The 22342-nt window shown below is 44.4% G+C and carries 16 protein-coding genes; 8 read left to right on the top strand and 8 right to left on the bottom strand.

Going from position 1 to position 22342, the window contains the following annotated elements; translation table 11 throughout:
* Position 1: 1 nt before the first annotated feature.
* Genes ACVW2L_RS18895 through ACVW2L_RS18880 form a run of 4 tightly spaced genes read left to right on the top strand, consistent with a single transcriptional unit; the run spans position 2 to position 8147 of the window.
* Positions 2 to 3679, top strand: coding sequence for a hypothetical protein (locus tag ACVW2L_RS18895; RefSeq protein WP_457129506.1), 3678 nt, complete (start codon positions 2 to 4; stop codon positions 3677 to 3679).
* Between the two features lie 32 nt (positions 3680 to 3711).
* A complete protein-coding gene (locus ACVW2L_RS18890; RefSeq protein ID WP_457129505.1) occupies positions 3712 to 4107 on the top strand; it encodes a hypothetical protein in 396 nt (131 codons plus the stop codon).
* 10 nt (positions 4108 to 4117) lie between these two features.
* Complete coding sequence (locus tag ACVW2L_RS18885) at positions 4118 to 7639, top strand: DUF6443 domain-containing protein (protein WP_457129504.1); 3522 nt, start codon at positions 4118 to 4120, stop codon at positions 7637 to 7639.
* A 1-nt stretch (position 7640) separates the two neighbouring features.
* Positions 7641 to 8147, top strand: coding sequence for a hypothetical protein (locus ACVW2L_RS18880; protein ID WP_457129503.1), 507 nt, complete (start codon positions 7641 to 7643; stop codon positions 8145 to 8147).
* 370 nt (positions 8148 to 8517) lie between these two features.
* Here the strand turns inward: ACVW2L_RS18880 and ACVW2L_RS18875 are convergent, their stop codons facing one another.
* Complete coding sequence (locus ACVW2L_RS18875) at positions 8518 to 8946, bottom strand: hypothetical protein (RefSeq protein WP_457129502.1); 429 nt, start codon at positions 8944 to 8946, stop codon at positions 8518 to 8520.
* Positions 8947 to 9164: 218 nt separating this feature from the next.
* Between ACVW2L_RS18875 and ACVW2L_RS18870 the strand changes: the two genes are divergently transcribed.
* Positions 9165 to 9386, top strand: coding sequence for a helix-turn-helix transcriptional regulator (locus ACVW2L_RS18870; protein WP_457129501.1), 222 nt, complete (start codon positions 9165 to 9167; stop codon positions 9384 to 9386).
* Between the two features lie 84 nt (positions 9387 to 9470).
* On the opposite strand, the gene ACVW2L_RS18865 is transcribed toward ACVW2L_RS18870, so the two are convergent.
* The 4 genes from ACVW2L_RS18865 to ACVW2L_RS18850 form a co-directional block, all read right to left on the bottom strand.
* Positions 9471 to 9950 carry a hypothetical protein gene (locus ACVW2L_RS18865; RefSeq protein WP_457129500.1) on the bottom strand — a complete coding sequence of 160 codons (480 nt, stop codon included), beginning with the start codon at positions 9948 to 9950 and terminating at the stop codon, positions 9471 to 9473.
* Entirely contained in the window at positions 9931 to 10188 is a 258-nt protein-coding gene (locus ACVW2L_RS18860; protein WP_457129499.1) for a hypothetical protein, read from the bottom strand. The genes ACVW2L_RS18865 and ACVW2L_RS18860 overlap by 20 nt, the downstream gene beginning before the upstream one ends.
* Positions 10189 to 10317: 129 nt before the next feature.
* Positions 10318 to 10614 carry a hypothetical protein gene (locus ACVW2L_RS18855; RefSeq protein ID WP_457129498.1) on the bottom strand — a complete coding sequence of 99 codons (297 nt, stop codon included), beginning with the start codon at positions 10612 to 10614 and terminating at the stop codon, positions 10318 to 10320.
* A gap of 162 nt (positions 10615 to 10776) precedes the next feature.
* Positions 10777 to 12459: a recombinase family protein gene (locus ACVW2L_RS18850; protein ID WP_457129497.1), complete on the bottom strand. Its 1683-nt coding sequence runs from the start codon at positions 12457 to 12459 to the stop codon at positions 10777 to 10779.
* A gap of 466 nt (positions 12460 to 12925) precedes the next feature.
* Here ACVW2L_RS18850 and ACVW2L_RS18845 point away from each other — a divergent pair, with 466 nt between their 5' ends.
* The gene (locus ACVW2L_RS18845) at positions 12926 to 14101 is read left to right on the top strand and encodes a type IV secretory system conjugative DNA transfer family protein (protein ID WP_457129496.1); all 1176 of its coding nucleotides are present in this window, start codon (positions 12926 to 12928) and stop codon (positions 14099 to 14101) included.
* A gap of 38 nt (positions 14102 to 14139) precedes the next feature.
* Here ACVW2L_RS18845 and ACVW2L_RS18840 read toward each other — a convergent pair whose 3' ends face one another.
* Positions 14140 to 15561, bottom strand: coding sequence for a hypothetical protein (locus ACVW2L_RS18840; RefSeq protein WP_457129495.1), 1422 nt, complete (start codon positions 15559 to 15561; stop codon positions 14140 to 14142).
* Positions 15562 to 15630: 69 nt separating this feature from the next.
* Between ACVW2L_RS18840 and ACVW2L_RS18835 the strand changes: the two genes are divergently transcribed.
* Together ACVW2L_RS18835 and ACVW2L_RS18830 are read left to right on the top strand one after the other, a co-directional pair.
* A complete protein-coding gene (locus ACVW2L_RS18835; protein WP_457129494.1) occupies positions 15631 to 16002 on the top strand; it encodes a hypothetical protein in 372 nt (123 codons plus the stop codon).
* 132 nt (positions 16003 to 16134) lie between these two features.
* Positions 16135 to 17952: a DUF4365 domain-containing protein gene (locus tag ACVW2L_RS18830; RefSeq protein ID WP_457129493.1), complete on the top strand. Its 1818-nt coding sequence runs from the start codon at positions 16135 to 16137 to the stop codon at positions 17950 to 17952.
* Between the two features lie 452 nt (positions 17953 to 18404).
* Here ACVW2L_RS18830 and ACVW2L_RS18825 read toward each other — a convergent pair whose 3' ends face one another.
* Entirely contained in the window at positions 18405 to 18929 is a 525-nt protein-coding gene (locus ACVW2L_RS18825; protein WP_457129492.1) for a restriction endonuclease, read from the bottom strand.
* Positions 18930 to 19563: 634 nt separating this feature from the next.
* Positions 19564 to 22140 carry a hypothetical protein gene (locus ACVW2L_RS18820; RefSeq protein WP_457129491.1) on the bottom strand — a complete coding sequence of 859 codons (2577 nt, stop codon included), beginning with the start codon at positions 22138 to 22140 and terminating at the stop codon, positions 19564 to 19566.
* Positions 22141 to 22342: the final 202 nt, after the last annotated feature.

Here is a 22342-nt window from a genome sequence, read left to right as displayed (position 1 = left end):
TATGTCTTACAGGAAAAAACTAGCCCATATATTTCTTTTTGCCATAGCGGCGTTTAGCGCGGCGGCGCAAAGTACAACCGAGAATGGCAATTACAATCTCAGAACGGTTGTCGCACCCTCAGCAACCACGGCCTCGCTGGGTAAATTCGGCGAGATACCAGTCAGCCTGTATACAGGAATCCCCAACATTTCAATTCCGTTATACGACCTAAAAGACGGAGGCTTGAGCGTGCCCATTGGCTTAAGCTACCATGCGGGCGGCGTTCGCGTGGAGGAGATCGCGTCATGCGTTGGCATAGGATGGGCGCTGAATGCCGGAGGAATGATCGGCAGACAGGTAAGAGGAAAGCCCGATGAAATCGGGGGATGGGTGTCGGGCGCCAGTACCAGGGTTTCAACCTTGCTGAAAAGCAGCGATGCGAGCGTCAGGAACAGCACAAGTATAAATCTGGAAAACGGGTCAAGAGACGGCGAGCCCGACATTTATTACTATAACTTCGATGGGAAGTCGGGAAAGTTTCTTTTTGACGAAGCCGGAAACGTCTACGGCTACCCTGCTACGGGCGTTAAAATACAGTCATTGAGTGGCTCCGGCTTTACTATCACCGCCGAAGAAGGCACGGTGTATCGTTTTGACAAACCGGAAAGTGTGGACACGGATGATTCAGGGCCTGTAACCACGGCATGGTATCTTTCAAAGATCACCTCCGCGGATGGCGCCAAGGAAATCACCTTCACGTATGAAGCGGTAGAATACCTTAACACGCTATATTACGGGGAGACGAAATATTTCCTAGTCGGCGGCGGTAGCGGTAGCGGCTTGAACGACGTTGGCTCTACCAACAGGACGCAAAATACGCACACCTTCCGTCTGACAAGGATTGATTTTTCGGGCGGATATGTCAGGCTTAATTACAACAACGCAAGGCAAGACATCGCTTACGGGGCGGACAAAAGCCTTGATCAGATCGAAGTCTACAATGGCAATAGCCAACTTATAAAGAAGTATGACTTAGCTTATTCCTATTTCGGCACCGGCGGTACCTATCTCGAGAAACGCCTCAAACTAACATCAGTTACGGAAAAAAATCTCACTCAAGCCCATCCCGCGTACACATTTACCTATAACGAGGCGGTGCAAATCCTGTCAAGGAATACCATGGATAAAGACCATTGGGGTTATTATAACGGTAGAGGCAACGGCAGCCTTATCCCGGCGTTCAAGGCTTATGATTTCGGCGGCAGTTTCGGCCAATATAACACAAGCGGGGCTGACAGGAACGCCGATACGGTCAATGCAAAGGCCTTTATGCTCCAAAAAATAATCTATCCCACTGGCGGAGAAACTGAGTTCACTTTCGAAAGCAACACGTCGGCCGATCCCATTCTTGATTTTACCAGCACAACCACTACCAGCTACGGCTTTTCCCGCAACCAGCTGTATTCGACCGTGCCTTCGCCCTACGAAGAACCGGAGTTTACTATCCCGGCTTCGGGTGCAGAGGTGAAAATGACAACGCGAGGGCTCGATAGCAGCGCTCTTGGATGCGACAATTTCCATATGTACATCATCAAGGATGGCGAGATTTGGGCTGGAGGATTTACAATGGACAGTTACAATCTTCACCTTTTTATGCCGGGCGGAACGTACAAACTTCGATTTGAATACACATGTGTGCCAAACTTCACTTTTAATTATCAGGCCGGGTTCGAGGTTAAGACACCAAATACGGCAACCAGCGGAAAAAAACCGGTAGGCGGAATGCGCATAAAACAAATGGTGAGTCGGCCCGGAGGGGGCGGTCAACCGATTGTTAAAAAGTACCGATATGAAGATCCGACTATAGCGGGAAATTCTAGCGGAGTACTGGTCAATTTTCCAACCTACGGGTACGGATTGGAAGCCACGAAGTATACTTATACTACTGGAGGTGGATGCTATCCATCTGGCGTTTATTACTACGTCGCCGCCCAGGGTACTACCAACTATCCGTTAGCCACAACGAACGGCAGTTTTGTGGGTTATGAGAACGTGGTTGAAGATATGGGGGCAATGGGCGAGGTGCGACATAGCTACATTGCCTACGGCACGCCAAGCGGATCCTTTCCCTTTGCACCGCAGGAAGGTCTGGACTGGACGCGCGGCAGTGAGCTGAAGACCGAATACCTGGCATGGAGAAATGGCGTATTGGTTCCTGCAAAAACAATAGAGTACGGCTATACAAGTCTGCTGAAAGGCACTGTGACGGGATACAAGATCGGGCGCCAATCAATCTCAATTGGCGACTGCCCACCCTATTACACAAATGCACCCTATGCCACTTATACGCTATGGCCCCATTTTTACGCGTTAAACCATCAAACAGAGCGCTTATACAATATAAATGATGCGAGCAAGTTTACGGAAACGGCCATAGATTATACTTATGATCCCAGTCATTACCAGTTATCGCAGGTTAGCAAATCAACCAGTTCGCCAACAGGCAACGCCGCCAACGTTATCGATGAGGTAGTTACAAACAAAAAGTACGCGAAGGATTATACCTTTGCCGGATCGCCGTCAGGCTCCGCCGCGCAAGGCATCAAAAAGCTTCAGGATCTGTACGTAATAAACGCGCCGATTGAAGAGTACACTTACAGGCAGCAACGCAATGTGTCAACCAAGGCGGTTTCCAACCAGCGGCTTATTGGCGGCATGGTCAGCAAGTTCCGCACAGACAAGCCTTATCCCGACACGCTGTACCGCTTAGAAATAGCCAATCCTGTAGCTCTTTCTACTTTCGGCAGTGGCTCAGCGCTTAGCAGCAATGCATTTGTAAAAAACAGTGCTTACAAAGCAGCTTTATTGATACCTTATTATGACGACAAAGGTAATGTCCTTCAGCAGCAGAAACCGGGAGGCCCTCCGGTGTCCTACATCTACGGCTACAATAAGCAATATCCCGTAGCAGAGGTAAAGAATGCAACCTATCAGGATTTGATAAATAAACTGACCCAGACCGTTATTGATCAGATCAACGGGGCTCCTATGCCCGACGCGAACTTGCGTAGCGCCTTAGCGCCGTTACGTACAATGGCAAGCGCAGAAGCAACCGTATTTACCTACAACCCGTTGGTGGGAGTGTCAAGCACTACAGACCCTAAGGGCATGATTACCTACAACGAGTATGATGCTTACGGGCGGTTAAATGTGGTGAGGGACAAGGACAACAACATTATAAAAGCCATCTGCTACAACTACAAGGGCGAGGCTACTCAAGACTGCTATGTTCCCGGGGTGCGCGCCATTTATGCCCGGCTTGAATACAGCAACTATTCGTACACCAACATCCCGAGCGGAACAAGCATTGACTACTATACTTATGCGGATATGACGCTCAAGTTCTATTCGGACGTGGCCTGCACGCAACCGTACTCGTTCACGACGTCCACAGCCGTGCTGATACCGGTAAACCTTATTGCTTACGACGATGTCAGCAATACGACGGTCAACTCTGTTAGCAATACCATAAGTGTTACAGTAGCAGCAAACACGTCCACCAAGCCAGTAGGAAACCAGCTGTTACAACACTGGCACACATGGTACGACGAGTATAGCAACTGGTGGAGAGACACTTATGACTTTTATCCAACCATAACCACGCCAACAACGGGCAATCTGTTTGTGGTGCTCTTGTAATTGCATCTTGACAACATTTAATCCATACAGCAATGATTAACAAAAATATACAAGGAATGACGCGAATGGGCGCAATCCTGCTTTTTTTAACGCTTGCCGTTTCAATAGCAAAGGCGCAGGGGCGGGCCGATAATTCCGCAGCAAGCAGCAAGCTTTCGGCCGACCTGTCAATTAGCTTGCAAAAAGCGCTTGAGCTCAACGCCGCGTTAAGCAATCCGGAGCAGCAAATAAAAGACATTCAGGATGACAAGCAACTGCTGCCAAAGCAGAAACAGAAACTAATGGTAGCTCTGTTGACCAAGCGCCGAAGGGCGCTCGATTCGCTGCTTACACCTGAACAGAAAGCGGCATTCCTAAAACAGGCCGCAGCAGCAAGGCAGGCCAGCTACAGGCAAACGGGAACGGATACTTCACGCATTAACCATTAAGCAACGCGATATGAAAGATATTTTTTTAAAAATCAGAAAAGGTTCCTTTTTAAACAGCTTAACTGCGTTGCTGGCTTTTAGCGCTTGTATGTTTACGGGGGGGCGAATCTTTGCACAGAGCGGCACTCGCGTTACGGCTCCGCTTACAGGTACTAACATGCTGGGCCAGTATTACAATTACAGCAACGGCGAGATAGTTTTTGGAGATGGTTTTAGCTCTACGCCTGGAACAGGGGAAAGCTTTGAAGCCTATATTTACTATGACCCATGTCCGCCGCTTACGTTAAGTCCGGGCAATGAGAACTATGTCGTTACCGTCGTTCCCCGCGTTAGTGGTATTACTCAGGGAAGCCAGCTGGCTAACCGCTCGCCTTGCGACGTGATGCAGAGCATAGCCTATTTCGACGGATTGGGGCGCCCGTTGCAGAACGTGCAGGCCAACGCCAGCCCAAAAATGCGAGACGTAGTTCAGCCTATGGCCTATGACGAGTTTGGCCGCGAGATTTATAAATACCTGCCCTATGCCTCTACCGTGGCTAATAACGGCAGTTATAAGCCCAATGCCCTTGCCGGTCAACAGGCTGCCTTTTACAGCGGAACACCCGGTGTGGTAAGCACGGGAACGCCTTACGCGCAAACCGTGTTTGAAACCTCCCCGCTGAACCGGGTGGCAAAGCAGGGCGCTCCAGGAGCAGACTGGCAGCCGTCGGCGCATCCGGCCAGGATGGGTTATGGCGTTAATGCGGCTAACGACATAAGGTACTGGACGGTAGCCTCCAACGGCAATGGCGCGTCTGCAGGCAGCAATTACTACCAGGCCGGAGCGCTTACTGCGGATACCGTGTATGATGAGAACAGCCATGCCTCCGTTACGTTTACTGATAAGGAAGGCCGTGTAGTAGCAAAAAAGGTGCAATCCGGCAACAGCACATGGCTGCTTACTGCGTACATTTACGATGACTTTGGCAACCTGAGATACGTTATCCCTCCTATCCCAACGGGCACTACCAATCCAACCAGCTTTGCAGAAAGCGACAACGTATTTAAATATTTTATATACGGCTACCATTACGATGCCCGCCAGCGGCTGACTGAAAAGAAGGTACCGGGGAAAGGTTGGGAATACATGGTGTACAATAACATAGATCAGGTAGTGGCTACGCAGGACTCGGTGCTAAAGGGTAATAACCAGTGGACCTATGTCAAGTATGACGGACTGGGACGGATAACTACAAGCGGCGTCTATAGCTCTTCCTCATCGCGGGCTACATTGCAGGGAACTCTTAATGGCACAACCGTGCTTTGGGAAAGCCGCACCAGCAGCTACAGCAACGGCGCATGGCCCACCAGCGGCACTACAGCGCTAACGGTTAATTATTACGATGATTACAGCATTACCGGTTTGCCGGGCTATAATTTAACCGGCGCCAGCACCATGAGCCTGCCAACCGCCAGCCAGACGAATGTGCTGGGAACAAGCGACATGTTATGGAAGGTAATGGTATATGATGACCTGGGCCGAGTAAGCAAAAGCTATGCGCAGCATTATTTGGGCGGGGCAGCCAGCGCCAATAATTACGATCAGATAGCTAATACCTATAGCTTTACCAATCAGGCTTTAACTACCGAGCGGAAGCATTATAAAAATAACGGCGGCAGCGCCAGCTTACAGCTTACCCTGTTGGATACTTACGTGTACGACCATATGGGCAGGTCAACCCTGGCTAAAAACAAGGTAAACGCATTAAGCGAGGTTATAATGAGCAGTAACAGCTATAATGAGGTAGGGCAGTTAAAAGGCAAAGGGCTGCATAGCGAGAACAGTGGGAGCAGCTTTTTGCAGGATGTGGCATATACCTATAATGAGCGTGGATGGTTGAGTACAAGCAATACGAGTGGGGGTTTGTTTAATGAATCATTGGGTTACAACAGCGGCTCTGCGCCTCAATGGAATGGCAACATCAGCCAGATGACTTACGGATACGCTGCTGCTCCTTCATCGAGCGCTATCAGCCGTACTTTTGGTTATACCTATGATTACCTGAACAGACTTACTAATGCTGCGCTTGCGTCGGGTACAGCTTTAAACGAAGCGATGACTTACGATGAACTGGGCAATATCGCATCCCTTGCCCGTGGCGGGGTTACTTATGGTACTCTTGGGTATGCTTATACCGGTAATAGGCTTGATGGTGTAACCGGAACCGGTTTTACTACCCGTAGTTATAGTGCTTACGATGGCAACGGGAACGCAAAAAGCGATGGTGTTAGTAAAACAATTGACTATAATTTGCTGAATCTGCCGTCTACCCTGAAAGTGAGCGGAAGCGCCATTGCTACTTTTGCTTATGATGCCACCGGCCAAAAGCTGCGCAGTGTTAGCACAGCTGACGGTACACGTGAGTATATCGGTGGCATCAACTACGAAGGTAGTGCTATCAAAACAATCACTACAGCCGAAGGACGCATAACCAATAACAGTGGCACCTACAGTTACCAGTATGATTTGAAAGACCATCTGGGTAATGTGCGGGTTACCTTTGATAAGAACCCAAGCGGCGGAGCGGCGAGGATTATACAACAGGATGAGTATTATTCCTTTGGTCTGAAAAGCGGAATATATGATAATTCCAACGGAAACCGTTACCTTTATAATGGTAAGGAAAGGCAAGCTGACCTTACCGACCAATACGATTATGGCGTGAGGTTTTATGATCCTGTAATTGGTAGGTTTGCTACTATAGACAGGTTTGCTGAGAAGTATGATTCGGGTACTCCATACCACTATGGGTTGAATAATCCAATATCAAACATTGACATGAATGGCGATTCAGTTTGGACGACAACGTCTCGAGTGATGAGGAACGGCAATATTTATATTACAAGAACCACTCATATTACTGGAAAGGTGCTCGATCTGACAGATAACAGGGGAGCGGACGCATTGGCCTCGGGGCTTAATGCGCGGTTAAATTCTTCGACAACGTCGCAAGTCCGTAACAACGCCAACGGGAGTAAAACTTATACATCTTATAACATAGACGCTCAATTTTCGGCAGCCAATTCAGCTAACGATGTTGGTAAAGGAGATAATGTAGTTGCGATCATAGACAAAATGCTGGGTAAATCGGCAGACGGCGTTACCGATGCAGCAGGCGTCACAAATAATATATTTGGCCTCGTGTCATATGTGGGATGGACAAACCCTCGAAACGCGGTCGACGTTGCATATCATGAAGTTGGACACCAGTTTGGCCTAAGCGATTATTTTGATGGGGACAGGACAAGTCCAATGGACTACAAAGGTGGGGCGCTTTATGGAGGGACGCGATTTAATCAAAATGAAATGTTTTTCGTTTGGGAAAATAATGGCGGACTCTATGATATCCACAGGAAAAAAGTACCGAATACAGCTATCATTACTAATAGGCGAAACACCGGATTCAGCAACGAAAGATCAACAAACGAAAGACCATACAAGGGACCTAGAAGTTTTGGAATGAGGATTTTACTTCCTATTAAAAACCAATAATATGAAACGGTATATTTTTTTCTTCTCCATGTTTTTCATCGCTTGTCGTTCGGATAGCGGAAGCAATAAAACTATATCCATTTTTTTTGAACCAACGGCAAACATAAATGAAAGAGATCGGCATGTTTTTATTTATCTGAACGGTAAAATAATGGCTGACAAAATCATTAAAGCAAACCTGCCGGCAGGTTTTGCCAACGTGGTGTCGTGCTTTGAAGCTAATACGGAATACGAAAATGAGATATTGTTGAAGGTCAATTCGAAAGTAAGAATTATCGATTTAAATCGATATAAGACAAATTGCTTGAGCGTCCATTTCTTTTATGACGACATGTCAATAATTAGAAGAATGGCCCGTAGGGCGGACTCTACTGCGATTTCCCATGGGAAAACCTTAAATAAGTTTTTTCTAGATAGTATGATTGCTCATACAGCGGCAAACAAATTGGATACCCTATGGTATAGCGTAGATGAAGAAAAATGTCCCTGTGGTAGCGCCTCAAAATAGTGGGGTAATGTCTCAAAATAGTTGCTATTTTGTAAACAACTGAAAATAAGTATCTACTTTAGATGCACATTCAAAAACTAGATAGTATGATTGCTCATACAGCGGCAAACAAATTGGATACCCTATGGTATAGCGTAGATGAAGAAAAATGTCCCTGTGGTAGCGCCTCAAAATAGTGGGGTAATGTCTCAAAATAGTTGTTATTTTGTAAACAACTGAAAATAAGTATCTACTTTAGATGCACATTCAAAAACAAGATAGTGTGTCCCTCCGGCGACAGATTGATATCTTGCCTTGTAGGGACACACTATCTTGCGGGGATATCCCCGTACCCCTTAGGAAACAGGCTGCGCGATTGCTTTCCGTTGACTCAGCGGGTGTAAGTGTCCCGACTGTCAACGTACGCAGAAGAGCTGTAGCCAACCTTCGAGATCTGCATCAGCGAGGACGTGAGCTGCAGAATCTTGTAGGTGTCCGCGCCGCCGCCGACCCTTGTAATCGTGAGTTGGCCACCGTCATCCGAAAGGACCCATGCCCTTAACGCGCTGCTGCTTCCCAATACGGAAACCACCGACTTGTCCTCGTGGAACTCGAACGTGAGGGCGTTTATGGGCCCCTTGTCCCACGTACCATCAGGCTTTTGGTACTCGTAGCTCTGGAGCGTCCATTTTCCGCCTACCAGGAGCTTTGCGCGGGAAGCGCTACCGCCATTGTTTCCGCTTTCGGATTTCTTGCATGAAAGGAGCGAGAGGATTAGGAGAAGGGCGCATAAAAGTGCGTGCATTTTGGTTGTTTTCATGACTGCTTTTTTAATTGTATAGTTGCCAATTGGGTTAATTAGTTGCCCTGGACGCTCATTCGTTAAAGCTCAGGGATATTTTTAAAAATATTTACAAGTTAAATATATAGGAAACTTATTAAATATTAAAGATTTAAATATCTTTTAATTTTAATTTATTAAAGTATCAGGAGTATTTAATAAAAATGTGTCTTTTTTATCTTATCTATATTTATGGGATGGAAAAGGAAAAGCGGGTATACAACCGCATAAAGGCCTCTCTCGCACTCAAGAGGGTCAAGAGCAAGACCCTCGCGGAGCATCTTAACGTAAGCGAGCAGACGGTATCTAAATGGTGCACCAACTACAGCCAGCCGTCCCTTCCTGAGTTGTATGCGATAGCCGCATTTCTCGAAATTAATGTGTGCGAGTTATTGGAGCCTCCGCCAGTCAAGGGGTAAGGAGGTAAAAAAACACCCCGAATGGTCGGGGTGTCGTACGTATCCAGAGGCGATAACTCCGGTGGTTATTCAATTGTCATTCTTTCAGGGCTGCTTTAGCTTTTGCCTTTGAGCGTAAATGTGCGCCGCCAGGACGGCTTCGTATATTTTTTTATAGTGGTTATGCCCCGTTGCAAGGCCTTGCTTGTAAAGCGGCAAAAGTTCCGGGTAGAGCATCGGGGCGTAGGTAATCATTTCCTCGGTCGATTTCAGGCACAGCCTGTCCTTTATTTCGTTCTTGGTGATGAGGTCAAAGTCGCAGTAGGTGTCTTTTGCGATAGCCTCTATCCCTCTTAGCAGCCGGGATACCGCCTTGGAGTGGCGGCTGAGCGGCGGAATCTTTACCATGATCGCCGTGACGTTGTGCTGCCGGACGTGCTCGCGGTACTTGTCGGTGATGGCGCGCAGCTTGTTTTCAGTCCACGTTGTCTGGTAGACGTGAGCCTGCCGCTCTAGAATCTTCCCGTCTTCCAATACTGCAATGCCGGTCCGCGCAGTGCCTATGCTAATCCCAAGAACGGTCATTCGTGTTGAAGCGGGACTTAGTGATAATTGAGGTGAAGAGGCGGGGACGGGTCGTGCGCACCGAATGCTCCGGTAGCGTCATAACATGGGCAAGCGTATTGAGCAGGTAGTCCTTAGGGTACTTTTGCGCGCAGGTGAGGTAGAACGCCAGGGACTTCTGGTCGTCAAGGCTGTCCGCCAGCTGGTGCGCCAAGGTTATTTCATTGGGTGTATACATGGTGCTTTTTATAGGTTGCATGGCTGATAAAAAATGGCTAATAATGCTGGTCGAACGTTCGTACGCTTTTTAATTAATCAACGTTCGTACGTTGCGGTTTTCAACAGAAGGCGCAGGGAAAAAGAACGTCTGCAACGCAGGCGGGAAGCGTTATTCAATTATCGGCACTTCATCCCATCTCCGTCGAGAAAGGTCGCCGGTTGGCTTGAGCGTGTAGCGCTCAATCAGCTCGTAGTATTGGGGATACAATTCTTGCACGTCCTTGCCGTACAGCACCGACAGCTTGATGAGGTTGGTTCCATTGGGCATCGTGACGGCCTGTTCCCACTCGCAGAGCGGGGCGGCGGTTTTGTGTCCGAGCCACGAGGCAACTTGCTTTTGCTCATAGCCCAAATGTTGGCGGATTACGCGTAACCGGTTAGGATAATTTGGTTGCTTGTAATCCACTATCATAAATTATCAGGACGCGCAGTAAAGTTGTAGAGGCATTAACTTCGTGAATTCACGAATTGACTGATTTGACGTCGAGTGTTCTACAACATAGTGCGGCGCGAGTATATTACAAGCGCAGTAAACTTTCGCTTAAACGTTTCTAACAAAACTATAAAGTCAAATTTCATTTTTCCACTGGTCTACGATGGGAAACCATGTTTTATTGGGTGTTTCGAGAAAAGAGGTCCTAAGGTCGTTCAGTAGAGAGCACAACACTGAATTACTAGATAAATTCTTAATTAAAGCCTTATTTTCCAAAGCTAAATTAGGTTCAAACGTCGCCGATTGCTCCCTAAGCAGCTCGGCAATCGCTTTGATAGCAACAATCCAATTTACACTTGATAAATCAAGCCTTCTGTCTTTTATGGACAGGTTCCAACCTAAACTAACCAGGATGCCTCTTTTTGTTTCAGGGGTACTGTTTTGAAAGTATCTTATGGCCTGTTCGGAAAAGGCAAATAGCCTGTCCGCTGTATCTATCCAGCCAATTGCCGCCTCATCAGTTTCGTCGATCAGGCTTTTTAAGCGTTGCTCCTCGGCCTTCAATTCAGATGATTTTGCTTTAAACTGGTCGTCATCGATTAGACCGCTTGCGCGCATATCGATAAGGCCGTTTTTCTTTTGTAAAGCAGTGCTGTAAGCCTTTTTGTGCAGTTCGTTTTGGGCATTTGGCGCGAATTGCTTATCGTTTTCGGCGCGAATCAAATCCATCAAAAAACCGTGTAGATAATGGGGAATTTCAATGGATCTCAAAAGCTGGGCTATCTGAGCGTCAAGCATTTTTCCCGATACGGGCATCTCGTTACAGGCAACCCCCGGCTTGTGCTTTGAACAGAAGTAATATTGATACTTATGGACATTGCCGTTCTTTTGAAACTTGGCCTTATTGCAACCACTGACAGCGCAACCGCAGTTGCTACAGTGCAACGAGCAACCACCGTACGGGAAGTAGTGCTTGACCGGGCGGGCACGCCCCGTCTTTCCCATTAGCCGTTGCACCCGCTCGAATTCCTGCTTAGTGACCATTGGCTTATGAATTCCCTTTTGCCAGTTTCCGCTATAGCGCGGCCACTCGTACTCACCGTAGTAAAAGGGATTGTTAAACATGTGGTAGACCATTGACAGCGATAGCTTTTTGCCGGTTCTTCCCCTGAGCCCCAAATCGTCGGTTACAACGGCAAGTATCTGTCGGGGAGTATGCTGACCGCCTAGCATGTAGTCCCACATCTTGCGTACCAACGGAAATTTCACAGGGTCGATTTCTCTTTTGCGCGCTCCCTTAATGCCTCCCTTGTCCGGCAGATAACCCAAAGGCGGGCAACTTGGATAAATGCCCAGTTCCGCGCATTTTCTCATGCCCCCCTGCACGTCTAGCGCCTTATTGTCGTTTTCAAACTTCGCTTGCAGACAGTGGAAGCCAAGCATAAAAATGTCCATAGGATTATTGCGATACGTGTGGCTTTCTGTCACTATTTCTTTCAAATAGCCGGTATCAAACAGGTTGATAATTTCGCCGATGTCGACGGAATTCCTTGAAAGCCGGTGCGGCGCCCAAGTGACAATGCCGTCTATTTTGCGCTCCTTGACAAGCTTTATAAGGCGCGAAAACCCGGGCCTGCCCGGACGCTTTGCCGACATTTTCTCTTCAACAGTTTCAACGATTAACAGGTTGCCGTTCTTTTTCAGGCGGTCAATAACATCTCGCTGACTTGAGAGCGAGAGGACTTGCTTTTCCTTGTCGTCGGTTGATTTGCGCAAATATTCGCTGTACCGAGTTGCGCTGGTTTGTTCGTTCGTCATCTTGTCTAAATGGTTTGGCAAGAACCCAAAAGAGGGGAAGGGATAATCGTCTTAGGTTGCAACACGCAAGACACTCCCCACCCCTCTTTTGAGCCTAAGCCGATTAATTATTAATCTCACGTGTTGCGTCTGCATTATACCACGCGTCAGGGGAAGTTGGGACCTGGCTTTTCAGCGGTATTCTTGAAAGGAGGTGGTTGCTTTTGGCAGAACGGGGCAACGGCGTGAGGTAGACTTGTCGGTATAGTTGCAGTATCTTTGAAAGTTGGCGTTGTGCGGTTTCCTTGTCGAACGTGACGCCGTAGGCCTTTTGGCAAAGGTTGATAAATGTAACTATGTCCTTTTCTTTCAACTCCATGCTGCAATAGTCGCATGCGGGAAAACCAGGCGGTAGAGACAGTAAATTCGTGAATTCACGAATTTACTGTCTCTACAAACAAGTTCACGTCCTGTATATGCTTGAAGTATGTATAACTACAGACCCTTTACGCCTATTGGCAGACTCAACTTCCGCAACCGAGACGAGATTTTTGGAATTAAGCCAGCCGACAGATTATTTCACATGTGGACGCTTGGGAAGACGGGAATGGGCAAAAGCCATTTGCTAGTAAACATGGCTGTGGATGATATTTATAAAAACAATTCGATATGCGTGGTCGACCCTCATCAGGATACGATTACCGCCATTTTAAACCGCTTGCCCGACAATCGTAGAAAAGACGTAGTGTATTTTGACGCGACAAATAAAGATGCGCTGCCGGGATTTAATCCGCTTAGCAACGTCGCCCCCGAGCAACGGCAATTGGTGGCGTCTGAAATCGTATCAACGTTCAAAAAGTTGTTTCTTGAGTCATGGGGAAACAAGCTTGAATATATCCTACGCATGAGCGTAAGCACCAGGTTGCTGTATCCTAATGCTACACTGTTGGACATTACGCCGCTGCTATTGGACAAGGATTTTAGGGCAAACGTGTTAAAGCATGTCGACGACCCGTATATCAAGGCGTTTTGGGAAAGGGAATATAACCTGTATTCCGCCAGTACCCAGGCTTCTACCGTTACTCCTATTATTAATAAAGTGGGGGTGCTGTTAGCGAACGAAACGCTGAGGGGCATATTTGGTCAAACCAACAGCATATCCTTTGAGCGGTGCATGCAGGAAAATAAAATCTTGCTGGTCAACCTGGCAAAAGGCGTAATCGGCGATGACGTGTGTACGGTGCTTGGCAGTTTCCTTATTTCTTCTATTCAGGCTACCGCTATGAGACGCGCGGTGATTCCGGCTGAGCAGCGCAAGCCTTTCTACCTGTACCTTGACGAGGCCCACACCTTCGTGTCCCACACGTTCGCCAGTATGCTGCCGGAAATTAGGAAGTTCGGCGTGGGCCTGTTCCTAGCAAACCAATACCTTGACCAATGGGAGCCCGAAACGAGAAATGCTGTGCTTGGTTCGGTTGGTAGCATAATTGTTTTTCGTGTGGGTTTGTCAGATGCCAAACTTATGGAAAAGGAATTCTATCCGGTATTTACTTATGACGACTTTGCTACGCTGCCAAAGTATCATATCTACCTGAAACTGCTTATTGACGGCACGGAGAGCAAAGGGTTTAGCGCGGTGACATTGGAAAACTTCGATAAATAACGGGGCTGTATTTCAAATATTAAACTTCATCAACTAATTTAAGAGGACACCTCTTCCTTTATCGGGATGCTTGGAAAATTGATAACATTTCCTAACTGATTAATTATTGCCTCGCGGCAATTTTTCGCAAATTGTTCATCGTTATTCTCCATAACGTATTTTGCGACTCGAAATAAATCTGTCGTTAAAATTAGACCTATTTTTTCTCGTGATGCACCAGTTTTACATTTTGCGGTAAAGGTTAGAGTTCTTTCGTTTGGATTAACTAAGCGTTGGGGGTTGCCAAATAGCAAGCCAGAAGCCCTTTCAGCTACCTCATCCTTTTCAAAGTCAGCATTTAGATTATCGAGCAGTTGCCTGAACTTCGAGACGTCTATATCCTTGGAATCCTTTCCTTCGCATTCACCTATTAGTCGGCTTCCTTCTGGTGACAAAATTATTTGATCGAGTTCCAATGTTCCGTCGTCATAATTTTCGGCCTCATAGCCCAAAATAATCAACGCCTTAATAACGGCCCTCTCTAGCAGTTTGCCATTTTCAAAAAGCAAGTCTTTGAGCGACTGCTGTTCTGACAGCACACTACTCAGTACTTCATTTTCTGCGTTTAACCTGGCGCACTCCTCTATATTTATTTGAATTAATTTGTAGGTCTGCAAAGCTTGCATTAACGCATATGCATCATCATCCGCCCAAATCGGCTTAGGTGTCTTAGAGTCCAATTGGTTTAGGCTCTTATCTATTTCTACGATAGCAGCAGTAAACTGATTCCCCTTTTGAATTGCTTTTTTTGTCCACTTTTCGGCGGTCCGTGTATCAATCGAGTAACCGGACTTTTGGAAAGATAGATTTGGAATAAAAACAACATGCCCCTTGCCTATCTTACATACCGCTCCCAATACTCTATCCCCATTTTTAGTAGTGAAAAGTGTCTCCAAACTTGGGTTAGGACTTAAGTAAACCTCATATGACATTAAATCCTTGAAATTGTCGAAGAATTCTTTCACAAGGGGATTAGCTGCAACTATGCTGTTTCCAGCCGCAGAATTGAAAGCGAATTTGAAAGGAATGCAGTTGTAATTAGAAATAGGCGCAACATGGTTGGTTACTTTTTGATTGCGCCCCGTTCCGCTTACCGAGTTTGTTCCCGTGTAATAAAAATAGTCTTCCTTTTTATTCAAGATAAAAAACAATGTCCCACCGTTGCTAACGAAATTGAGCAATTCGTTCTTCCAGTGCTGCGTGTGCTCTAGCACCCGCGCTGAAGACTCTTTATTCCAACATGTCTTTCCTTGATAATACCCGCTATCGGACGAATAACCTTCGTGGTTCGAATATGAAGTAGTCTTAAAATCCGGACAAAAAATCACGATGTCTGTGTCTGACAGGGAAGTCAGCGATGCTAATTTAAAACGGCTATGTGCTGTAGGTGTTTCAATTCCAATCTCTGCAATTGTTCTCATTTATCAGGTTTAACTCAAAAATATTCAATATTTACATATTATTCACTTACTTTAAAATTTATTGAACGCATGAAATATTTTGATTACGGTGAGATAGTGCTTTATAAAGAACAGAAATGGGTTCAATATGTTGAAGATACGGCAGAAGGCATCAGGCTGTACGATGGTCTCAATTATTTTTTCTGCGATGACGATGAAATTGAAAAAGCAGGTTTACCGCTGGGCTTGGATGGTTTAGGGTTTAAGTATATGATAAACCAAAAGACAGGCAAGGAAAATTGGCGTTACCGCAACTTCACGGTTGACATGATTAATGACAAGTACTTCATCGGTAAGAGCGAGGTAATTTACATATCCGAGGTGCAGAGCACTTTCCATTTGTACAAACTGATTCCTTTCAGTGTATTGGAGCGAAGAATGTTCGATCATAAAAAATCCTGAAATGGAATGAGCCGAAAGTTGGAGAATATAAAAGGATCAATAGACCAGAAATAAACGCGGCGTGATCACATAAAACTTCAGACACGACTTGCAACGGGAACCATATTTTTTGAGAATTTCTAAATTTAACAAATGAACCGAAAACCGCAGTTACCCCGTTCAAGTCGGCAGGAAACTTTAGAGACGATTTCGCGCAACAAACTTGCCCTGCGGTTTAATCCGGAACTTTTTGAGCTACGTCCGGAACACCAGCGAGACAAAGGTGTTGACGTGATAGGTGAGATCAAGCAAGACGGCGTGTACACTAACTTTCGTTTTGCAGTGCAACTGAAGTCAACGGAATCTGTCAAAAAGCAAAAAGGCGGCTCTTTATCATATCCGGTGGAGATCAGCAATATCCACTATCTGTTAAACTTCGGGCTACCCAGTTTTTATATCATGTACGACTACCCTGCGGACTTATTCTATATTGCTTCTGCGGCTGAGGTATTTCGCGATCTCCAAAAAAAGTATTTGCCCGATCAGCTGCCGAAAAGCTACAAGATCAAATTCACTGAATTACTCGATGAGGAGAAGATAAACGGCATTTATAAAGAAACTTTTGACAACGGCACTCTGCTAAAAAAGCTGAGTGCGCACATGAGGGCGCGTCCCGAAAATGGTCTGTCGGCGAGTGGTTTTGTGATTGATGAGCTAAAGGATGTTTATAGCGTCGAGCAAAATATAGAGTATATTGACCAAGCAGGATTTTACCTCCTCAATCAGCATGCTTTTTCGCAGATCGTTGAGATCGAGCAGCGTACCCATCCCAGGGTTAAGGCTTCGCCCACGTTTAATATGGTTTGCGGCGTGGCGTACTATCTTCAGGCCAACCTGTTCAAAGCGTTGGATTTGCTGAAGCTGGCTCATAATGAAATTGAGAGCCTCCATCCTGAGGATAGAAGCATGCTGTCTTACACCTTGGCGCATGCGAAATACTTGCTGGGCCTTATGGGTGAATCGGAATTCAGGAAAGCAACTGCGGAGATTGCCGCCAATGAAAATGCAGGGACATTTTTGCAGTTGGAGAACCTGTATAATAAATTTCTAGACAGCAAGGACGATGACCAACGCGACCGCATCAAAAAATTTTACGGGGCTGCCATGCAGATCGTTGCCGACCACCCTGATTTTCACGACATGAGAGTAGTCGCTCATGCCAAGGTATTGACCCTTGAAGCAAAGCTGCTTTTGCATGAGCTGGCTAAAAACTCGATACTTACGATGGGTCGCAGGGTGGACGCTTTTCGCGACCTGCTAGTGGCGGATTGGTTGAGGCTGGATGAGCATTTTCTTCGCCAATGGGAGGAACTTTACGGTTACGCTTTGAAACACAGGAATTTCTTATCTCTAAGCAACCTGATAATGGAAAAAATAGAATGGGAGTTTGGCAAGGTCTACCACTTTCATGCTTTCAGCAATTGGGACAAAGACAAGCTGAGCATCGGTGTGAAGGTGGCGCCTGAAGACCGCGTATTGCTGTACAAGCTGCTAATCAATCTGGATAAGGTGATTGAGACTTATGATCGGCTACTGCATCGTGAAAATCATTTCAACTGCCTGCGCTGTAAGTACGAAATTCTTGATTTTCTTGGTGAAACGGAACAGGCGAATGAATGTGCTAAATTGATGAAGGACTTGATCTCTACTTACGAGATGAACGCTTTGCGCAAGCGGTACGACAAAATGCTGCGAGGAGACGTGAAGCACCGCAAACTCTTCGCTGACCTTGCTCAACGGCGCGCGGCGATTGATCACGTAGCAAGAAACAGCGGCATCTACGAACATCTTTACGGAGACATTACAATAGAAATGAATGAGATTCTAAACCGTAAACCGGAGTGGTCACTTCACGAACTGCTACCGCTTACGTATCCAAATGAAAGTTCGGAGATGGACAAAGACCACTAAGGATATTATGGAACTTTTAAATTATTAACTGCATTTAAATCCTCCAAAAAGTTCGACATTTCGCGCCTTCCCTCTACTGGAAAATAACTTGCTGAAAATCAGCAAGTTATTTTCATTTTAGGCCTCCCGTGAAAAAATCGAACCTAAATTTTTAGCTATAAAAACAGCCGTTTTACGCATAAAATCTCCTCATTTTCCGGTATCATTAATCAAATCTTTCAAAAACGCCCAAAATTTGCTTGCGTCTTTTCTGACGTGTTTTTATTTAGAAAAGACGTCTTGATATCGTTGTAAACAACTGTAAGAAAGGTGTTTACAAGGGTTGGTTTATAAATCACATCTTTCCGCATTAATTAACCCTAATTCATTATAAAATGCTGGAAAAAAGCTTCGGATTGTTTTACTTCTTAAAGCAACCAAAAACCTCAAAAAGACCAAACCACTATGTTTATTTAAGAATCACAGTGAATGTCATTGTGTAATATTTTTTCAAAAACAGGAACACTGGAAAACCATAGTTTTTGATGTTTGATTTCTATTTCAGGATATTCAGATAAAAGTCTGTTTAGTTCTTCCCTGTCAATTACATCTTTTAAGGAACTTATATAAGGCCGCATGGCCTCTACGATATCTTCACGATTCGATAAGGTTAGCAATCTGGATGTTGCCAAAATATAACGGTTAGGTTTCAATTTTTCAATCTTCTCGATCTCGCATTTATGGGTTTTGCTTGATCGGGAAAGCGCAGTAAGGAATGCGGGGAATGCTACATTAGGCTGATGCTTGACTTGAACAATAATATTGTATTTTCCTGGTTCACTGTTGTTATCCAGTAAGTCTATTCCTTGATCTTTTCCTTCTGGAAAACTGGAATAAATTGTCGCTTTTTTATTCGCTTTCTCATCAGCATTCAACAGGTCACGTACTAAATATTCAAGATCTGTGCTATTAAGTGTATCGAAATTATATTGGCGCATGGTTATTAAAAAGCAAAGCTATTTTACGTTATCAGCTTCATCAATCATCTAATATCTATAAAATTACTTCAGAGCTGAATTCCATCAGCTAATTTAATTATAGTCTATTGAGATTATTGTTCGGAGCCAAGAGATTCAATGGGTAAGTAACAGTGAAATTAAACATTATTTGTTATCACCGAGATAGAACTATTGTCTAAGATTACTATCTTTGTATCGATATGGAAATGCAATTGCTCTTGAACATGGTGTAAGATTGTGGTGCAGGCAAAAGGCTTTCGATAATGCTAAAAAGGTTCTTTAAATAAACATATTAAACTGGTCGCGTCATTCGTGGCACCCGGTTTAAGATAAAAAGCAAGTATCTGATATACAGTACCTTATTTATAAGGTTCATATCCCCTACGGGCTACTAAAAAACGCTATTCTTCACAAGAGGATAGCGTTTTTTGCTTTAGGGGTAAAGCAGCGGGTAAATTGAATGACGCGGAATGAAGCTTGATGACTCGATCTGAGGTTGAAAAAGTTTCCCCATCTCCAGAAAGTATCATAGTTAAACTGACTCAAGATTAATTTTACGGTGCGTTTTTTTACGCTAAGTATAATTTTTGAAGATAGGTTTATTGCGTTTATGCTATTGAGTCGTGCTAATTTGAGTGGCTTGCGCCAGGATGCCCATAATCAATATATCTGCATTTAAGCCGTGCTCCCGACAGATTTTATTTGCTTCGTAGCTCATCTGGCGGCAAAACTCAGGTGCAACTTTTCGCAAGCTCTCGTTATTAATCAGGTTTGCCATGGTTCGCAGCTTTAGGTATTTGTAACCAGATTTTTCTACTATGCTATTAATGCTTTTAACCTCGTTCAAAATCAGTAACTGGCGCGGAGTATTAATCATTGTCTTAATGCGTAGAAAATGATATAGTATCCTCATAAAAGGCGTCAGCAAATTTTTGGTATCAGGGAAGGCGGCTGATAAGGCATTAAAAATCAACTCGGCTTTACACGTATAACCCATTTCAAACTGCATGTTTGCTCTATGTACCTGAATAAAATATGTGTATTGGATGATATAATTGTCAAGCGCATCTGGTCTGTAGTTTTTTCTCAAAAAGTTTAAAAACCGCAGTACCTTTTTGGGGTTACGACACAAAAGCAAAGTGTGTACACCCAAAAGATAAAGCATATCATTGGCTTTGGTTTGCTTAAAAATATCTTGATCTTCCGGCGGATTAAAATAAAGTCGCGTTATCTCCCTGATAGCATCCTTTTTAACAATACCATACTTCATACAATTGTAGTAAGTATCAAAACAACTTAGTGGATTTATCGGCAGCGTATTGAAATCTTCTGCCCGGAAACTTCGAAGTATGACAATGATTTCGTGCAATTTATCCAAATCAAGCTCAATCAGAGCAATAATGCCCAGCGCTGTAAATATAATTATGCGCCTTTGGTTAGAAAGCTCAAGTTTTAAAAGCGTGTTTAAGGTATTTTTATAGTATGGATTTATTAACTCAAGGCCAAAAAAGTATTGGAATATCTTATCACTTAACGGCTGTTTAAAATAGCGCATTAAAGGACCATTTCGCTGTTCAGTGTTATACTCACGCTCAAGCAATTCGCCTATAAAAGTTACCAGGCTGGTTTTTTCGTTCGGATTCAGCTCTACTTCAATAATATACTCCAAATCTTTCAATCCATCCACCTTAATAGCATGTATTAAACACCACTTTAAAACATTAACTTTTTGGCTATTGTCAGTAAATAATTCATTTACGGTAGACATTAATTGATCGTCAAACCTATCATCGTGTTTAAATAATAAAGCCTGCGCTATGCTATATTCCAAATAATTGTCGTTACCGAAAACCAGATAAGTATTGTAATGTAAGCTGCTGCTCTCATTCATCTCCCTTAAAAACCCGATACTTATAAGCTCAAGATAAGCGTGAGGGTATCGCTTTATAAGATGTTCTATTTTAAGCTTATTAATTTTATAGTTGCTATTTTGGAGATCTAAATGATCAATAAGTCCGTTAATGAAAGCAATTTTTTCTGACGAGTAAGAGCTTAAATAAACCTTATTTAGTATAAACCCCGCTATTAGTTCATATAAAGAAGCATGATCGGCAGAACTTAATGAGAAATTGCCTTTATTTTGTTTGTAGTATTCCTGAAAGTAAAGAGGGTGGTTGAATTTTTCGGCAATCTCTACATTTACCGGATCGTGTCCGTCTGGATTGATAATGTGACATAACTCATTTATTTCCTGAAAATTAAACAACGGCACGTTGATATAATTAGCATGAAAGCCGGTGTACCAGGTATCCTCGTTAAATTCAATGTGATGCCGGTTGTTTATCCATGTTGAAGTGCGTGTGGTCAACACCAACTTAAACCAATTATGCGTTTGATAAAAAGCAAATACATCTATAAGTTGATTAAGTATGGTGCGGAACTGATCATTTTTAAACATATGTTCATCCAGGCCATCTACAATCAGGAAAAACTTGCCGTTATTTCTATGCGCCACATCAAGAATAGCGTTGATATCATTATCTGCCGTGTAACCTAATAATGTTAGCAGCCAGTTGTTAACATTACCGCAGGCGTGTACCGCGCTAATCAGGGCGTTACTGCTAAATAGCAATACGATATCTTCACCATGATTTACTTTATCGGCAGGCCATTTATAATCTATCCAGTGGCATAACGCTATGGTTTTGCCATATCCTGCCGGAGCAGATATTACGGTTCCGCAGCATTCAGAAGCCATAAACTCACTCATATGGTATTCTATAAATTCGCGTTTTATGGTACGGCTATACGGAATACCAGATTTATTCTTTAATGCTTGTAAGGTGAAGTTAGTTACAATGGCCGCTTTTTGCTGCAACTGCTTCCAACACATATTCTTATCAGTTCCATGCCGTTTGGTGGGGCTAATTTTCTTCTGATAAAAATCCGGCCAGTCTATACAACCGCAAAATTGCGCCATTGTATTTATGGTGAAGAGCGAGGGCTTGAACTTACTGTTTGCAAAACCATATATACGCTTTAGCGTGGTCTCGCTTACGTTTAACCTCGTTTTCTTATAAATTAAGTTAGACAGCAACTTACAATCAGCAGGTATAGGGTTAATTATGCCTGCAGCGGCAAGTACGCAGTTCTTTAGTTCTTCCAGGTGACTCGGTAAAAAAGGACTCATAGGTGCTATGACAGATTCTGGTCTTTATTTTTTCATCAGGCATTATGAAGGGGTATTAATATTCAAATTGGCTATATAATGCCCCAACCATAGGGCATAAATATTAAAATATACGGTAAGATACACACTCATGGTTGTAAAACCTACAGGAATGAACAAAATGAACACGTTAATTAAAAGTGAACAAATTATAATATTTTGA

Source organism: Mucilaginibacter sp. HD30 (assembly GCF_054061755.1).
The sequence above is the reverse complement of the archived record's forward strand: the minus strand, read 5'-3'. Positions and strand labels throughout refer to the sequence as shown.

Excerpts from the sequence above, each read along its gene's own strand:
- ACVW2L_RS18830 (WP_457129493.1), top strand. The coding sequence starts at position 16,135 with ATGAACCGAAAACCGCAGTTACCCCGTTCAAGTCGGCAGGAAACTTTA.
- ACVW2L_RS18850 (WP_457129497.1), bottom strand. The coding sequence starts at position 12,459 with ATGACGAACGAACAAACCAGCGCAACTCGGTACAGCGAATATTTGCGC.
- ACVW2L_RS18880 (WP_457129503.1), top strand. The coding sequence starts at position 7,641 with ATGAAACGGTATATTTTTTTCTTCTCCATGTTTTTCATCGCTTGTCGT.
- ACVW2L_RS18895 (WP_457129506.1), top strand. The coding sequence starts at position 2 with ATGTCTTACAGGAAAAAACTAGCCCATATATTTCTTTTTGCCATAGCG.
- ACVW2L_RS18885 (WP_457129504.1), top strand. The coding sequence starts at position 4,118 with ATGAAAGATATTTTTTTAAAAATCAGAAAAGGTTCCTTTTTAAACAGC.
- ACVW2L_RS18875 (WP_457129502.1), bottom strand. The coding sequence starts at position 8,946 with ATGAAAACAACCAAAATGCACGCACTTTTATGCGCCCTTCTCCTAATC.
- ACVW2L_RS18865 (WP_457129500.1), bottom strand. The coding sequence starts at position 9,950 with ATGACCGTTCTTGGGATTAGCATAGGCACTGCGCGGACCGGCATTGCA.
- ACVW2L_RS18835 (WP_457129494.1), top strand. The coding sequence starts at position 15,631 with ATGAAATATTTTGATTACGGTGAGATAGTGCTTTATAAAGAACAGAAA.
- ACVW2L_RS18845 (WP_457129496.1), top strand. The coding sequence starts at position 12,926 with ATGTATAACTACAGACCCTTTACGCCTATTGGCAGACTCAACTTCCGC.
- ACVW2L_RS18820 (WP_457129491.1), bottom strand. The coding sequence starts at position 22,140 with ATGAGTCCTTTTTTACCGAGTCACCTGGAAGAACTAAAGAACTGCGTA.
- ACVW2L_RS18890 (WP_457129505.1), top strand. The coding sequence starts at position 3,712 with ATGATTAACAAAAATATACAAGGAATGACGCGAATGGGCGCAATCCTG.
- ACVW2L_RS18840 (WP_457129495.1), bottom strand. The coding sequence starts at position 15,561 with ATGAGAACAATTGCAGAGATTGGAATTGAAACACCTACAGCACATAGC.
- ACVW2L_RS18870 (WP_457129501.1), top strand. The coding sequence starts at position 9,165 with ATGGAAAAGGAAAAGCGGGTATACAACCGCATAAAGGCCTCTCTCGCA.
- ACVW2L_RS18825 (WP_457129492.1), bottom strand. The coding sequence starts at position 18,929 with ATGCGCCAATATAATTTCGATACACTTAATAGCACAGATCTTGAATAT.
- ACVW2L_RS18860 (WP_457129499.1), bottom strand. The coding sequence starts at position 10,188 with ATGCAACCTATAAAAAGCACCATGTATACACCCAATGAAATAACCTTG.